Genomic DNA, 16,621 nt, shown 5'->3' on the forward strand with positions numbered 1-16,621 from the left:
ATAGGAATCATCCTTTTTACATAGATTATACCCTAGATTTTAGACAGGTTCTAAGGAAAAACAAAGCTGTACGTGCTCCAATTGGGATGGCTGCGGCTTCTTCATAGGATATATTGGAGGGCTTCATGCACACTGCTCCATCTTCAGGTAGACAAATATACTCAGCATAAGAACCAAAATTTACTTGGGTAGCTGCAAAAACTTGGTCTCCTTTTTTAAATCGTGTGACGTCTTTTCCTACCAATTCAACTTCACCAGCTAATTCCATTCCAAGTATTTGTTTTTTCGGTTGCTTAAAGCCAAGTGCGATTCGAGCGGGTAGCCAAACAGAAGAGGGGACCGTAAAACTTCGTGAGCGAATATCTCCTGCTGTTACGGTTGTCGCTTTTATTTTTACTAGTATTTCATTGTCCTTAGGAGCAGGTTTTTCTATCTCTTTCAGTTGAAGAACGTCGGGGAGACCGTATTTTGTATACACTATTGCTTTCATTAATATTTCCTCCAATTCGTTCTATATATTAATATCATACGAACAACATGAATAAATAGAACAGCGGTTCACTCTTCAATACAATGCAAAAAGCAGTGTGATTTTTTTAGGAATCCACTGCTTTTTACAAATGTGTATACATGATTTTTTGGTCCAAGTACTTCGAAAAAGAACCAATTAGCATTACCCAACGGCTTTTTCTTTTGTTTTATCCCCTTGTTTTTGCTTCCGTAAGCTTGTGATGTAAATGAAAAGAAAAGCGATTAGTAATAGAGAGGAATATCGATATACAGTTGCATAGTTGGTAAAGTGTGCAATGAATCCAAAAATAATCGCTCCAGCACCAATTCCAAGATCAAATGCTGAGAAGAATGTTGCTGTTGCTACTCCTCTCCGGTGCGGTGCTACTCGGTCAATCATCCATGCTTGTAGTGCCGGTTGAATTGCTCCGAAACCACTGCCGTAGCACGCTGCGGCAATAATTAAACTCGGAATTGTAGTTGTATACGACAGCAAGATAATACCTGTAAACGTAATAATAACTCCTGGAATGATGACGAATGTATGGCCTTTCGTATCATATAATCTTCCAGAAAACGGGCGAGTTACAGCGATTGCAAGTGCGTTAAATAAAAAGAAGAGACTGATATCAGCAATCCCGACTTCCGTAGCAAATAATGTGATAAAGCTCCCAATTCCCCCGTACATTAATGTAATACATAATATTAATAATGAAGGAAGTAAAGCTTTACGCTCAATAAATCCATCGAGAAAGGTACCAGATGTTTGCTGTGGTGGTTGCGGCGATTTTTTGATTTGAAGTAGTTTCGTTAATATTAATGAAACTATTGTGCATGAAAGTGCACATAAAAAAAGAATCGTGAAGTTATATGCTTGCATAAGCCAAAGTCCGATAAGCGGACCGAGCGCCATGGCGATAGTTCCAGAAAGACCGAAATATCCCATGCCTTCACCGCGGCGAGCTTGCGGAATTAAATCTGAAACGACAGTTCCGTATGTAGTCGTTGTAATACCAAAACCAGCTCCGTGTAAAATTCGAACGGCAAGCAATAGGAAAACGGTTGAAGCGAAAAGATAACTGCCCATAGCGAGTAAACAAATAGCGGTACCGATCATTAAAATGATTTTTTTGTTGAATTTCTGCAAGGCATTTCCAGTTAGCGGCCTAATAAAAAGTGCTGCAACGGTAAACATGCCGACAACGAATCCGATATTTGAACTTGTGCCCCCAATTTCTTTCACATAAACAGGTAAAGTTGGAATTAACATTTGAAATCCTAAAAACATACATAAGTTTGCTAGAATTAGCGCAATAAACTCTTTTGTCCATAACGGTTCTCGTTTTACGAGTACTGCCTCTCCCATATATTCATCCCCTATATAAAAGTTTTCCCGCGTTAACGGGCAGTAAGACTCTCACCTCAAAATTTGGTTGGAGCAAAGAAGTTAGGTGGGAGCCCTGCTGTCCGTAAACGCCCGATTGGTGAAGGCTAATAATCAGTGGGGGATGAACAAAACCCCACACTGATTAAAGTTTCACTTTATCTCTGTTCTTTCGAGTATATGTATTGGTCAACGTAACAGTCAAGGAAGGTGCCTTGAAAACGTATAACAATTTTCAAGGCAAAAAAACTGACAAATTTGTGGAAAGACTACACAACTATGAAAAAAAGATGTAAAGTATAGATGTATAGACTAGTAGTTGTTATGAATGATAGAAATTGTTTTTTCTTTAAAGAAAGCGAATTCAAATGGTAGTGGACGAGAAGGGGATACATACTTTTTTCACTACAAATATTTGAAAGGGTTTACAATATGATGAAGAAAGAGGCGTGTACATATGAGACGATTAGGTATTTCTATTTATCCAGAACATTCGACAGTAGAGGAAGATAAGGAGTATTTAACATTAGCAAGTAAATACGGATTTACACGTGTATTCACATGTTTATTATCTGTAGATGGCGAAAAAGAGAAAATTGTAGAAGAGTTTAAAGAAATAATTTCTCATGCGAATGCATTAGGATTCCAAGTATTGGTTGATATTAGTCCGTCTGTTTTTGAGCAACTAGGTATTTCTTATAATGATTTATCGTAGGTGCTTACGGTATTCGTTTAGATGTTGGTTTCTCAGGATTAGAAGAATCGATTATGACGTACAATCCATACGGTTTAAAAATTGAGATTAATATGAGTAACGGTACGAAGTATGTAGATAACATTATGAGTCATAGACCAAATCGTGAAAATTTAATTGGCTGTCATAATTTCTATCCGCATCGTTATTCAGGATTATCATACGATCATTTCATTAAATGCTCGAAACAATTTAAAGATTACGGTATGAGAACAGCTGCTTTTATTTCATCATTCGATGCAACATATGGACCTTGGCCAGTAACAGAAGGGTTATGTACGTTAGAGCAACATCGCGAATTACCGATGACAACACAGGCGAAGCATTTGTTTGCAACAGAATTAATTGATGATGTTATTATTGCGAATGCTTATGCTTCAGAAGAAGAATTACAAGCACTAGGTGCGTTAAATAAAGAGAAACAAACATTTGATATAGAACTATACGATACAACAACAGATTTAGAAAGAATTATCGTATTAGAAGAACCTCATTTTTATCGCGGGGATGTATCTGAATATATGATTCGTTCTACACAAAGTCGTGTGAAATATAAAAAAGAAGAGTTTAAACCGCATAATACGCGTGAAATTAAGCGTGGCGATCTTTTAATTGATAATGAGCAATATGGCCAATATAAAGGTGAATTGCAAATTGCTTTAAAAGATATGGTGAATACAGGAAAAACAAATGTAGTTGGCCGAGTTGTAGAGGAAGAAATCTTCTTATTAGATTATTTACAAGCTTGGGATAAGTTTGGATTTACGCTAAAGAAATAATGAACGCGGGATAAAAGGGAAAAAACTACTGATTTCAGTGGCTTTTTCCCTTTTATATAAAGAGCGAGAGGAAGAGCTATGACAAAAGTGCATCAGCGATTAATTTCCATTTTAGAGGAGTTTTTAGAAGAGAAATCGATGTTAAATCGAGCTTTTTTAGCGAGCCGTTTACACGTATCAACGAAGACGATTCAAAAGGATATAAAATTATTAAATGATATATTGGAAGAACACGGAGCGAAAATTGAATCACAAAGAGGGAATGGGTACGAGCTAGAAATTATACAAACTAAGAAGTTTAAAGGTTTTTGCGTAAATGTATTTCAAAAACAGACAGAAAAGATTCCAACTTCTTATGAAGAAAGAGTAGCGTATATTTTACACCGTATTTTAACGACAGATGGGTATGTGAAGCTTTCACAGCTAGCGGAAGAGATTTATGTGAGTAAATCTACTGTAAACTTAATTATGAAAGATGTTACGGATATTTGTAGTCGCTATGAGTTACAAATTGAAAAAAGACCATATTATGGTATACGTATTGTAGGAGAAGAATTTAATATTCGTTCTTGTTTATCACAATATGGTTTACCGCGGTATGAACATACTCCGTTTCATGAGAACTATGAGCAGACGGACACATATTTATCGTTACCCCATATTTCTCTCATCCGCTCAGTTATACTAAAGTATATCGAGGGAGGAACGATATATTTATCAGATATAGAAATTGATAATTTATCAATTCATATTGCGATTGCTTTAAAGAGATGCAGGGATGATCATTACATTCAAGCACTGCATGTAGAGGAATCTGAACTTATAATAAAGAAAGAATATAAAATTGCGAAACAGATTTTAGGGAATTTAGGGGCAGAGCTAAAGCTTCAATTTCCAGAAGAAGAAATTTTATATGTGACGATGCATTTATTAAGTACTGCTGTTACAGCGAGAGATCGCTATGAAAATGTGGAAGAGCTATTAGGGAAAGACGTATATGCATTCATGCAGCATATTCTTTTCAAAGTTGCGGAAGAACGGAATCTTACTTTTTATTACGATGAAGAATTATTATTTGGTTTTGGTGTTCATTTAAAAACGTTATTAAATCGTTTGAGATATAAGTTAAATACGAGAAATCCTCTTTTGGCAGAAGTGAAAAAAAATTATCCATATGCTTTTGAAATTGCAGTTCTCGTTGGAGATATAATTGGTGAATATATGGGTGAATCCATTCCAGAGAGTGAGATTGGTTATATTGCCATTCACTTTGGTGGGGCGATGAGCCGCTTGCAGGAAAATAATCAAAAGAAAAGATGTTTATTAGTTTGTGCAACTGGTCAAGGGAGTGCACAACTACTGAAATATAAAATTCTATCACATTTCCGAGATAAACTAGAGATTGTAGGTATTACAGGGTACTATCAATTGAAAGTGGAAGATCTTTATAAAGATAAAATAGATTGTATTATTAGTACGATTCATATACCGAGTGGTTTGCCTGTTCCGGTTATAAAGGTAAACTCAATATTTGATGATAAAGAGATTAAATCAATTGGTAAGCAGTTATTTACACATGTGAATGATAGTATGCAGCAATATATTAAGGAAGATTTGATCTTCTTAAATCGTAGTGCTTCTACGAAAGAAGAGGTTATTCAGTTTTTATGTGAGAAAGCTGCTGAGAAAAACTATGTACCCGCAAACTTTTATGCTTCTGTTATGGAGAGAGAGAACACATCTCCTACAGCGGTTGGAAACTTAGTGGCAATTCCGCATCCGATGCAATTATTAAGCGATACGACATTTTTGATGTTTTGTACACTCGATAAGGCGATTGACTGGGGAGATAAAAAAGTACAAGTTATTATTTTATTTAGTGTGAAGCGCAATAATAATGAAGATTTACAAAAGCTTTATGATTTTTTATATGATATTATGTCTAATCAAACTATAATAGAAAAATTGCATCAGGCTCAAGCTGTTGATGATTTTCAAGAAATCTTACTATCATTATGAAAAAGTATATTAAAACTTCCGTTACATAACGGAAGTTTTTTATGTTTAATTGTATGCGTTTTCATAATAAGATGAAAATATAGAAAAAACATAGCTTGGAGGAATTTAAAATGACTGATATGCAAACTCCATTTGCGTTAATTTTACATGGTGGTAACGCGAGAAGCGCGGCACTTGAAGCAATTGCTTTTGCAAGACAAGGAGATTTTCAGAATGCGAGTGAAAAGATGGAACTTGCTAGTGAGGAAATATCATCCGCTCATCGTATTCAAACCGATTTAATTCAAGAGGAAGCAAGAGGCAATCATGCAGAAATAAGTTTATTATTAGTGCATGCACAAGATCATTTAATGAATGCCATTACAGTGAAAGAACTTGCTGAGGAATTTATTACTCTTCATAAACGAGTGGAAGAGAAAGTGACAGTATAATATGTACATTTTATTATGTTGTGCAGCAGGCATGTCAACGAGTATGGTTGTAAGAAAAATGCAAGAAGAGGCAAAGAAACAAGGGAAGGATTATAAAATTAAAGCAGTTGATTCGGAACTTGTGAAACTGGAAATAAAAAATGCTGATGTTGTTTTAATTGGACCACAGGTGAAGTATTTGTTTCCAGCGGTAGAGTTTCTTGCAAAGTCATACGATATACCAGTTGCAATTATAGAGCAGCGAGATTATGGTATGTGTGATGGTTTGAAAGTACTTAAGCAAGCTGAACAATTAGTTTTAGCGTAATTATATTTTTTTAAATATAAACATTATAATGTTATAACTTTTACTTTTGTCAGATTGAACATAGGGAGGGTTATCGATGAATGGTTTTATGAGTTTTATGGAACAGAAGATTATGCCAACAACGCAAAAGATTGCGGGGCAACGACATTTATTAGCAATTCGAAATGGAGTTATTTCTACATTACCGTTAACGATTGTCGGGTCATTTTTCGTTATCTTTTTAAACTTACCAATTGATGCATATATGGAGTGGATTGCACCGTTTCGTCATATTTTAGATATTCCATTCCGATTTACAGTAGGCTTAATGGCTTTATACGCAGCATTTGGGGTAGGGGCCTCACTCGCGAACTTTTATCAGCTCAATCAATTAAGTGCAGGATTATTATCTGTACTCGCCTTTTTACTAGCATCAGTTGAACCAATTCAAATAACAAAAGCTGTACCAGGTGTTATTGATGCAGGAAGATATATTTCAGTAGGGACATTAAGTGCTACGTCTTTATTTGGAGCTATTGTGACAGCATTAATTCCAACTTTAGTAGTTATTCTTTTATTCTGGGGTATTCGTTACGGTTTGAAATTTGATGTAAACACAACAATCACATATTTAATCGCACCATTAAAATCAGTATTAGTAGGAAATAATTTATTCGGCGGTTTATTAACAGTATTCTTAATCGTGTTCTTCTGGTCGTTCGGTATACATGGCCCAGCGATTTTAGGACCAATCATCCGTCCGATGTGGGATTCAGCAATTCTTGAAAATATGGAAGTATTCACGGCTACAGGAAATGCACATCAGTTACCAAACTTATTTACAGAGCAATTTATTCAATGGTTCGTATGGATTGGTGGATCAGGCTCAACGTTAGCTTTAGTAATTATGTTTATGTTCTCTAAATCTAAGTTCTTAAAAGAGTTAGGTAGATTATCATTCGTACCAGGTTTATTCAATATTAACGAGCCAATTATTTTCGGGGCACCAATTGTAATGAATCCAATCTTAATTATTCCGTTCGTTATTACACCGTTAGTTACAACGACGGTATCATATTTCGCAGTTGTTTCAGGTATGATTCCGCTCATGATGGCGAAGCTGCCATTTACGATGTTAGCGCCAATTGCAGCGATTATTAGTACGGACTGGACAATTATGGCTGGTGTACTTGTACTTGTTAACTTTGTTATCTCATTCGTTATTTACTATCCATTCTTCAAAATGTATGAGAAGCAACAATTAGCAGGAGAGGAGAAAACAGAATGCTCGGAGCAATTATCATCTTAATTACATTCGTGGCGGGGCAGTGTATTGCACATTATTCAAAGTGGGTACAAAGTAAATCGCTATTAGTTTTACTACTTGTGTCGATATTATTTATTGGATGTTCAATGGGGGCTTATGTGGCATTTAGTTTAGAATCACCGTACTTTATCATCGTACCAACGATTTTATGTGCAACATGTTTATCTGCAAAATATAGATTTACGAGCATGGCATTAATACAACGTGTGAAGGAGATGCAAAAGCATGGAGCGTAAATTAGGAATTTCACTTTATCCAGAGCATTCAACGAAAGAACAAGATATGGCATACATTTCGACAGCGGCACGCCACGGTTTTTCAAGAATATTTACATGTCTATTATCTGTGAATCGTCCGAAAGAAGAAATTGTAGCTGAATTTAAAGAAATTATTGGGCATGCAAAAGAGTATAATATGGAAGTTATTTTAGATGTAGCTCCGGCTGTATTCGATCAACTTGGTATTAGTTATAGTGATCTATCATTCTTTGCAGAGTTAGGTGCAGATGGAATTCGTTTAGATGTAGGGTTTGACGGGTTAACAGAAGCGAAAATGACGAATAATCCATATGGCTTAAAAATTGAGCTGAATGTAAGTAATGATATTGCCTATTTAGAAAATATCCTTTCGCATCAAGCGAATAAATCAGCTTTAATTGGTTGTCACAATTTTTATCCGCAAAAATTCACTGGTCTTCCGTATGATTATTTCATTCGCTGTAGTGAACGCTTCAAAAAGCATGGTATTCGCAGTGCAGCCTTTATTACATCGCATGCAGCTGACATCGGTCCATGGGATATTAATGACGGATTATGTACGTTAGAACAACATCGTAACTTACCAATTGAAGTACAAGCGAAACATTTATGGGCAACAGGGCTTATTGATGATGTTATTATCGGAAATGCTTATGCGAGTGAAGAAGAGTTAGAGAAACTAGGAAACTTAAATCGTTACATGTTACAGCTAAAGGTACAATTTGTAGACGAAGCGACTGAAGTAGAGAAGAGAGCGACACTGCAAGAATTACACGTAAGACGCGGTGACATAACAGAGTATATGGTACGTTCTACAGAAGTACGTAAAAAGTACAAAGACTATGACTTCCCAGTGCGCGAAAGTGTACGACAGGAAAGAGGGCAAGTTGTAATTGGTAATAACCTATTCGGAAAGTATAAAGGTGAACTACAAATCATTCTGAAAGAAATGCCAATAGATGAACGGAAAAATATTGTCGGTACAATTGCAGAAGAAGAGTTATTCTTACTAGATTATGTAGGAGCTTGGACACAGTTTACTTGTGTGGAATAGGGAAGGTAAGAGAGGATGCTATAGCATCCTCTTTTTTCTGTTGAAATAGTAGTCTATCGTATATAGAATTCAAAGGGATAGATTTAACTTGGACGGGGGAGAAGGAGATGGAAGAGTATATAGATGATTTATTAAGGAGGATGGCGGATGAAGAAGCAGGTATTCGGCAATGTGCGTATGAAGAAGCGAGGCAGTTAAATGATGTATCGCTTTTTTCTTGTTTCCAAGAGAAAGTAATGGAAGCACGAAAAGTATATATAAAAACAAATCTTTATTTTTTAATTACACGACTTGCAATAAATACTAAAGAGATGTATATTGCAGATTATTTGATAGATCGGTTAGAAAGTGAAGAAAGCAGGATGGTGTTAGATAGCATGCTCATAGATTTAAGTAAATTATCTGAAGCAAGCAATGCACATAAAATTATTCCTTACATATATCATAAAAATAGTGGAGTTCGTTATTCTGCTGTCATCGCTTTAAAGTTGTGTAAATCGTTGGAAGCAGAAGATGCTTTATTGAAGTTACTTACAGTGGAAGAGAATCGAGATGATATTGTAAATATATGTGCCACTTTATATGAGATTGGAACAAAGCGATCAATCTTACCTTTAACAAAGCTTTTACATTGCGATAGTGCTTATGTTCGTTCAACTGTTATTGAGGTTTTAGCGAAAATAGGGGGAGCGGACTTACAAATAGTTTATATTGAAGCTTTAAAGGATAGAAATGTTATGGTGAAATACGAAGCTGTTCGAGCTATTTATGCATATGGAGATGAAATGGCGATTCAACCAATTAGCGAACGTGTAACTAAAGTTGTTTCTAGAAGACGTAAAAATGAAGTAGAGCCTACTGATGAATCAGAGATCGTCATTGCTCTTCGTTTCTTACATAAGTTTGCTACTCATGAAGAAGTTTTAAAGACGTTTGATAAAGTATATAAAAAACGAGGAAACTTGTTTTTGTCAGAGAGAAAATGGATTCGGGATAATATTAGTTACTTTCAAGAGAAAGAAAGAGTGTAAGAATCATAAAAAAAGAGTTAGCCTCAATAATGAGACTAACTCTTTTTTTAATAATTAGTTTAAAATTTTCACTGTAACTGTTTTACGTCCCCAGTTACTTGATGTACCTTTATCTGGCATTAAAACATCGATTTTATTTCCTTTAATAGCTCCACCAGTATCACCAGCGATTGCTACTCCGTAACCTTCAACCCATACTTTTGAACCTAATGGAATGACACTTGGATCAACTGCAATTAGTTTCATGTTTGGATTAGCTGTTAAGTTATGACCCATAGCTGATTTTACTTGGTCTCCTGCTTTGTAACCATTTTCAAGTGGATCCGCTGTGTAAGCTGTTGCTTGAACTCTTAATTCACGAGAAGAAGATGGTGCACTTGTTTCAGTTTCTTTTGCAACAGGTTGTTGTGTAGCTGGTTTTTGAGCTTTAGCCGCTTCACGAGCTTTAGCTGCCTCTTGAGCCTTAGCTGCTTCACGAGCTTCAGCTGCTTCCTCGGCTTTAGCCGCTTCACGAGCCTTAGCTGCTTCTTGAGCTTTAGCCGCTTCACGAGCTTTAGCTGCCTCTTGAGCCTTAGCTTCTGCTTGAGCTTCAGCTTCTGCCTGAGCTTTAGCTGCTTCTTGAGCCTTAGCTTCTGCTTGAGCTTTAGCTGCTTCACGAGCTTTAGCCGCTTCTTGAGCCTTAGCTTCTGCTTGAGTTTCAGCTGCTTCACGAGCTTTAGTTGCTTCTTGAGCCTTAGCTTTTGCTTGAGTTTCAGCTACTTCCCCGGCTTTAACTGCTTCACGAACTTTAGCTGTATCTTGAACGTTAGTTACTTTTTCAGCTTTAACTACTGGCTGAACTTTAACTGGTGCTTTTCCTGTTAAGTAAGGAATGTGTACATAAGCTGTTTGGCCGTTATATTCAAATTGGATCCAATCATTTTGTACTTGGTGTGTTGTTTCGATTACATCATCTTTTTTCAATTTACCAAGAATCGCTGAATCTGTATTTGCTCCAGCACGTACGTTTAATACGTTTGCTGTTACGTAGTAAGTATCTTTTGTGTAGTCAGCGCTTATGAAAGCCTCTTTACCACTATTTAATTTAACTTTTGACCATCCGTTTTCTGTATGTAAAACGTTAACTTTATATCCATCTAATAACTTTCCGACAACTTGTGATTCAGTAGTTGGGTTTTCTCGTACATTTAGTACATCAGTCGTTACGATTGTTTCTGCTTTAGCAGATGTTGTGAAAATCCCAAGACCAAAAACCGCTGCTGTTGCTATACCCATAAATTTTTTCATAATAGCCTCCATTGCATTTGTTTTCGTTGACCTCATTATAGCAACCATTATTTTCTTATTTGCGGAAAACACAAAACTACAAAGCATTCGTAACGAGGCATTAATATTCTGTAATAATTCCATTAATATCCTGATAGCGTTTCCTTTGCGTTTTTGAGGGGATTAGAACATACGATTCATAAAATCAATACTTTTTTAATTACTAATAGATTAATAATGTATCAGTAGTGTTACTTGAATATTTCTGTAACGTTACAAAAAAGGGGTATTTAACTATTTGAATCGTAATGTAGTTATGAAAATATAAGCTTCTTGTGTGTGAAGTCGTATATATAGGGGGGATTTTAATGAAATAGAGATATAATTGTTACAAAATAAGTTGTAGTATGGAAAAAATTACGCCTTGAATTTGTTCTTTTACATATTATTTTTGCAATAATAGGATTGTAGGATAGTGGTAATGCGAAATGAAAGTTGCAAGGATAAAAAGATAATCGCAACATGAAACATATATAATAGAAGAAACATGATTTAAAGGGATGATATCGTTATGAGTTGGTTCGCGAGTTGCAGTAGAATTATCTCGCTATTTGTGGGCAGTAAAACCCTCACCTCAAAATTCGGCTGAAGCAAAGAAGTTAGGTGGGAGATTAACTGCCCGTAAAAGCCTGATTGGTGAAGGCTAATAATCAGTGGGGGATGAACAAAACCCCCACTGATTATAGTTTCACTTTATATAATAGAAGTTAGAGGTTCTTATTTTTGTCAAAACGTCGATGAAATTACATTTGCCTTCAACAAAATAAAAAACGTAGGAGTGTAAACTCCTACGTTTTTTTATTTACTCATATCGTAAACATTCAATTGGATCAAGTTTAGCAGCTTTGTTTGCTGGTAGTAAACCGAATGCAATACCGATTAGCATTGAGATACCTACTGAAAGAAGTCCAAGTTCTTTTGAGATAACGAGTGGCCATCCGGCAAAGATTGAGACGATCCAAGCGAAGAAAATACCAAGCATGAATCCGATGAAACCACCGAGTCCTGTTAAAATACAAGATTCAATTAAGAATTGTGTTAATACTTTACCGCGCGTTGCACCAAGTGCTTTACGAATACCGATCTCACGTGTACGTTCTGTTACAGATACAAGCATGATGTTCATTACACCGATACCACCAACAAGTAAGGAGATAGCGGCAATGCCACCGAATACCATTTTCATCATACCGATGGATTCGTCTAATTGCTTCGTAAATTCACCTAAGTCCTGTGCTTCGAATTTGTGCTCGAATTTAGGAGCTTTCATGTCGTTTAAAACAGAAACAGCTTGTTTTTCTACACTTTTACGTTCTGTTGGAGAGGTCATTGTTAATTTTACAGAGTCATACTCATTTACTCCTGAAATGACAGGCGCGTTTTCAAGAGATGTATAACCTTCAGGCATAGCCATTCCAAATTCGTTTTTCGTTTCGTATACACCGACTATTTTATACGGCTTTCCTTTTACATCTGTGTATAAATTTGATTCCCAACCACTAAATAATTTGTTGAAAGCTTCTTCATTTAATATAACAGCAGGAATTGCTTGGTTTAATTCGCTGTCGTTTAATTCACGACCGTGAACTAATTTTATTTTCGAATCTGTCATAAAGGCGCCTGTTCCACCTTTTAAATCAAGAGAGACATCTTTTGAACCAGAAGATGCTTTTACTTTCATACTTACATCTGGATAAACATCTTTAACGCCTGGTACAGTTTGAAGACGTTTTAGCATATCAGGTGTGATTTTGGCACTATCAGTTCCATAATCAGGGTTGTTGTAGTAAATCGTTACTTCAGTATCTTTTCCTTGGCCTAACTCTTTTTTAAACTTTGCATTTGTACCATCACCCATTGAAATGATAGTAATAATGGCGCTAATACCGATAATAATACCTAGCATTGTTAATATAGAACGCATTTTATGAGCAAAGATAGAGGAAAGGGCCATGCGTATATTTTCACTCGTGTTCAAAATTAACCTCTCCAATCTTGGACGATATTTCCGTCACGAATTACAATTTGACGTGCTGCCGCTTCCCCAATTTCACGATCGTGGGTAATCATAATGATTGTTGAGCCTTGTTTGTTTAATTCGTAAAAGAGATCCATAATTTGTGTACTTGTTTTCGTATCAAGTGCACCCGTCGGTTCATCTGCTAAGAGAAATTTCGGGTTATTTACGATTGCACGTGCGACTGCGACACGCTGCTTTTGTCCACCTGACAATTCATTTGGTAAGTGAGTAGCACGATCAGCTAAACTGACTTTTGTTAAAGCTGCTAATGAGCGCTCACGTCTTTCTTTTTTATCGACTCCAGCGTAAATAAGAGGTAGTTCTACATTTTGAAGTGCTGTAAGTCTCGGTAATAACATAAAGTTTTGGAATATGAATCCGATCTCTTTATTACGAACATGTGCAAGTTCTGTTTCAGACATGTTTGAAATGTTTTGACCAGCTAGTTCGTACGCACCTGTCGTTGGTTTATCTAAGCAACCGATAATGTTCATTAATGTTGATTTACCAGAACCAGATGGTCCCATAATAGAAGTGAATTCTCCTTGGTTTAGTGTTACATCAATTCCATGTAATATTTGAACGGACTCTGCACCATTTTGGAAAGATTTCGTGATGCCTTTTAAGTTAATCATTGAGTGACAACCTCCATACCGTCTTTTAAGTCTTTTTCAGGTTTAGAGATAATTTCCTCTCCTTTTTTCACTCCAGAAACTTTTGCTTCGCTATCTGTCTCAAATTCAACAGTAACTGCTTGTTCTTTCGCTTTACCGTCTTTTACAACGAAGACAACATTTTTGTCACCTTTTTTCACAATGCTGCTTTTCGGAACAATCGTACCAGTTGCTTCGCCAGATTTACTTGTTACGTAAACATGGAAGCCGTTTTGTAATTCTTCACTATTATCTAATGTGACAGTGAATTGATAATTAGAAACAGTTTTATTTTCGTCCATGCTCTTTAATGGTGTAGAACCGATTTCTGTTACTTTTCCTGTCCAAGTCTTACCAGCGACAGTTTTTGATGAAACAGTTACTTCTTGCCCAACTTTCATACTAGCAAGTTCATATTCAGAAAGTTGACCTTTTACTTTAAATTGACCAGCGTGACGAAGTGTAATGCCACTCATACCTGTTTTTTCATCAGCAGTTTTTACGATATCATCAATTACACCGTCGGCTGGACTCGTTACAGAAAGTGTGTTTACTTTCTCTTTTGCTACTTTAATCATTTCATCAGCTTTTTCTACTTCAAACTTCTTCATTTCAAGTTGTGATTCTAATTGCCCAACTTCAATTTCTGATGCTTTTAATGCTTCAGCGGGAAGGCCTGCATTTTTATCTTTTTGTAATTTTTGTTTCGCTGCATCAATTTGTTTTTGGAACAATGTTACTTCTTTTTGTGCGATTTTCTTTTGCATTTCTGCTTCTGTTACACCTTGTTTAGCAGTAGGGTCATTATATTTAAATAGAAGCTGACCTTTTTTCACTTCATCACCTTTTTTAACAGCTAATTCATACGTACCTTTTGTTGGATCGAATGAAATTGTTTCAATACCATTTGGAATAACTTCGCCGCCAAATTTTTGTGCATTTTCAATTTGTTTTTCCGTAATTTTATAACCGCTATATGCCATTGCTACTTCTGAACTACCGCCAGCAAATGCAAAATATGATCCAGCTGCAATTCCGATCACTACTACACTAGTAATTAACACTTTATTTTTCTTCTTCATCTATTTATCACCTTTTCGTTCGTTTTAGTATCTACATTAAGTATAAAAGAGGTGAAGAATCTGACAAATCGTTTTAGCTTACAATAACCTTACAGTTTTGTAAGGTATGAATATCTAAATGTAAGGTAGAGGTTGTCCTAGTTTAAGCAAATGAATTGACTCGTTGTTTCTTTCTAACAATAATATTGTATGAAGGAGAGGAGGAAGGAAGATGGAAGCTTATTTTAGTGCGCATCCATTAAAACCATTTATTCCGTACTCGAGGCAACATGTCATTATATTATTTATTATGTTGGTGGGGATATTTTTTCTGTATCAATACCAAGATTTATTGCGTCAAAGTGAGTGGAATATAACGGTTCGACATGCGATTGCATTTCTATTTATAGGAAGTGAGATTGGACTTCATATGTGGGAATGGGAAGTGGGTATTTTTGAGCTAGGCACTTCATTACCATTTGAGTTATGTACGATAAGTTTGTTGTTAGCGTCGATTATGATTGTAACGAAAAGTTATCGAATATATGAGATTGTGTTTTTTACAGGGATTATCGGTGCATCGCAAGCCATTTTAACACCGAACGTGCAATATGCTTTTCCGCATTTTCGCTTTATAGAATTCTTTATCGCACATATATTGCTCATTTGGGCACCACTCTTTATGACATGGGTGGAAGGATATCGTCCGACATTAAAATCTATTAAGCGTACGATGGTATTTTTAAATATATTGATTCCAATTGTTTCGTTTGTGAATTACAAAACAGGCGGTAATTATATGTTTTTAGCTCGTAAGCCAGAAACTGCTTCATTACTCGATATGTTAGGGCCGCATCCTTACTATATCATTTCATTAGAAATAGCTGCGCTTATGGGATGTTTTATTGTGTATATGCCGTTTGTGAAAAGAGAAGGGCATGCGCATAAAGAATCACTAGGATCATAACCTAGTGATTTTTTATTTTATAAATATTTACAATTCAGAAAATTAAGAATAAAATTAGAGGGTAAATTACATATAGAGAGAAGGGAAAACGTGGTCAAAAAAGTTTTTCTGAATGGGATGGAAGTGACGATTCAATTTATTATTTCGATTTTGGGTATTATTTGTTTAGGGGCACTGCCGAAATTATTTTATGGGTTTGAGCTGAATGTATCAAAGTACATAAAGAGTTTAAAAGAAGTGTTTGTGAACTTAATGGATATCTCCAATTTGCAATATGTGAGAGATAAATTTTTATTTCCACAGTTGTTCATCCATTATAAAGAAACGATTGTTATTTTTTTAGCTGCTTTTTTTATTTCATTATTTGTAGCATTTTGTATTGTTTATGTGATTATGAGTAGTTCACCGCGTATACAACATCGAATTAAATCATTTCTCATCTTCCTAGAATCCATTCCAGACATTCTTCTTATTTTAGGCTCACAAATTTTAGTTATATGGTTTTTTAAACAAACAGGTTTTTTACCTTTTCAAATTGCGTCAATCGGAGGCGAGTCGATTAGAGGATTGCCAATATTTTGTTTGACTATACCGACTACGATTATGTTTGTAAAAATGTTAGTGCTTCGTTTTGAAAATGAGTTAGAAAAAGATTATGTACTATTTGCTAAGGCGAAAGGGCTGAATCGCTTTCATATTTTAAATCGTCATATTTTACGAAATGTGTTACTTAGTACACTTTTCTTTGCGAAAACGAATATC

General features: G+C 35.6%; 14 protein-coding genes and 2 pseudogenes. 10 read left to right on the forward strand and 6 right to left on the reverse strand.

Annotated elements, in window-relative coordinates; translation table 11 throughout:
• Positions 1-49 precede the first annotated feature (49 nt).
• Together AB3X49_RS08555 and AB3X49_RS08560 are read right to left on the reverse strand one after the other, a co-directional pair.
• Positions 50-490: pseudogene (locus AB3X49_RS08555) on the reverse strand (alcohol dehydrogenase catalytic domain-containing protein); the annotation flags it as partial.
• 183 nt (positions 491-673) lie between these two features.
• The gene (locus tag AB3X49_RS08560) at positions 674-1,876 is read right to left on the reverse strand and encodes an MFS transporter (RefSeq protein ID WP_002029919.1); all 1,203 of its coding nucleotides are present in this window, start codon (positions 1,874-1,876) and stop codon (positions 674-676) included.
• A gap of 475 nt (positions 1,877-2,351) precedes the next feature.
• On the opposite strand from AB3X49_RS08560, the pseudogene AB3X49_RS08565 reads away from it, so the two are divergent.
• The 8 genes and pseudogenes from AB3X49_RS08565 (at position 2,352) to AB3X49_RS08600 (ending at position 9,832) form a co-directional block, all read left to right on the forward strand.
• Positions 2,352-3,427, forward strand: a pseudogene (locus AB3X49_RS08565) (DUF871 domain-containing protein).
• 78 nt (positions 3,428-3,505) lie between these two features.
• Positions 3,506-5,446: a BglG family transcription antiterminator gene (locus AB3X49_RS08570; protein ID WP_367961540.1), complete on the forward strand. Its 1,941-nt coding sequence runs from the start codon at positions 3,506-3,508 to the stop codon at positions 5,444-5,446.
• A gap of 110 nt (positions 5,447-5,556) precedes the next feature.
• Positions 5,557-5,877, forward strand: a complete 321-nt coding sequence (locus AB3X49_RS08575; RefSeq protein ID WP_002125414.1) for a PTS lactose/cellobiose transporter subunit IIA — start codon at positions 5,557-5,559, stop codon at positions 5,875-5,877.
• Between the two features lies 1 nt (position 5,878).
• Positions 5,879-6,184: a PTS sugar transporter subunit IIB gene (locus AB3X49_RS08580; RefSeq protein WP_002087440.1), complete on the forward strand. Its 306-nt coding sequence runs from the start codon at positions 5,879-5,881 to the stop codon at positions 6,182-6,184.
• Between the two features lie 76 nt (positions 6,185-6,260).
• On the forward strand, positions 6,261-7,472 hold the full coding sequence (locus AB3X49_RS08585) for a PTS sugar transporter subunit IIC (protein WP_367961542.1): 1,212 nt from the start codon (positions 6,261-6,263) through the stop codon (positions 7,470-7,472).
• The gene (locus AB3X49_RS08590) at positions 7,448-7,726 is read left to right on the forward strand and encodes a hypothetical protein (protein WP_002087437.1); all 279 of its coding nucleotides are present in this window, start codon (positions 7,448-7,450) and stop codon (positions 7,724-7,726) included. The genes AB3X49_RS08585 and AB3X49_RS08590 overlap by 25 nt, the downstream gene beginning before the upstream one ends.
• A complete protein-coding gene (locus AB3X49_RS08595; protein ID WP_063226073.1) occupies positions 7,716-8,801 on the forward strand; it encodes a DUF871 domain-containing protein in 1,086 nt (361 codons plus the stop codon). Before AB3X49_RS08590 ends, AB3X49_RS08595 begins: the two co-directional genes overlap by 11 nt.
• 107 nt (positions 8,802-8,908) lie before the next feature.
• Positions 8,909-9,832 carry a HEAT repeat domain-containing protein gene (locus tag AB3X49_RS08600; RefSeq protein ID WP_016126599.1) on the forward strand — a complete coding sequence of 308 codons (924 nt, stop codon included), beginning with the start codon at positions 8,909-8,911 and terminating at the stop codon, positions 9,830-9,832.
• A gap of 54 nt (positions 9,833-9,886) precedes the next feature.
• On the opposite strand, the gene entC is transcribed toward AB3X49_RS08600, so the two are convergent.
• The 4 genes from entC to AB3X49_RS08620 all read right to left on the reverse strand — a co-directional run bounded on the left by entC (position 9,887) and on the right by AB3X49_RS08620 (position 14,913).
• Positions 9,887-11,242 carry a cell wall-binding protein EntC gene (gene entC, locus AB3X49_RS08605; RefSeq protein WP_367961545.1) on the reverse strand — a complete coding sequence of 452 codons (1,356 nt, stop codon included), beginning with the start codon at positions 11,240-11,242 and terminating at the stop codon, positions 9,887-9,889.
• 718 nt (positions 11,243-11,960) lie between these two features.
• Positions 11,961-13,112: an ABC transporter permease gene (locus AB3X49_RS08610; protein ID WP_002029935.1), complete on the reverse strand. Its 1,152-nt coding sequence runs from the start codon at positions 13,110-13,112 to the stop codon at positions 11,961-11,963.
• Between the two features lie 26 nt (positions 13,113-13,138).
• On the reverse strand, positions 13,139-13,813 hold the full coding sequence (locus AB3X49_RS08615) for an ABC transporter ATP-binding protein (protein WP_002087431.1): 675 nt from the start codon (positions 13,811-13,813) through the stop codon (positions 13,139-13,141).
• Positions 13,810-14,913 (reverse strand): efflux RND transporter periplasmic adaptor subunit, encoded by a 1,104-nt coding sequence (locus AB3X49_RS08620; RefSeq protein WP_367961548.1) that lies wholly within the window; start codon positions 14,911-14,913, stop codon positions 13,810-13,812. The genes AB3X49_RS08615 and AB3X49_RS08620 overlap by 4 nt, the downstream gene beginning before the upstream one ends.
• A gap of 211 nt (positions 14,914-15,124) precedes the next feature.
• Here AB3X49_RS08620 and AB3X49_RS08625 point away from each other — a divergent pair, with 211 nt between their 5' ends.
• Both AB3X49_RS08625 and AB3X49_RS08630 read left to right on the forward strand, forming a co-directional pair.
• Positions 15,125-15,859 (forward strand): YwaF family protein, encoded by a 735-nt coding sequence (locus tag AB3X49_RS08625; protein WP_367961550.1) that lies wholly within the window; start codon positions 15,125-15,127, stop codon positions 15,857-15,859.
• A 90-nt stretch (positions 15,860-15,949) separates the two neighbouring features.
• Positions 15,950-16,621: ABC transporter permease subunit (locus AB3X49_RS08630; RefSeq protein ID WP_367961552.1), on the forward strand; the 672-nt coding region annotated here is incomplete at its 3' end.

The organism is Bacillus sp. C30, assembly GCF_040838255.1.
GTDB classification, from domain to species: Bacteria; Bacillota; Bacilli; order Bacillales; family Bacillaceae_G; genus Bacillus_A; species Bacillus_A mycoides.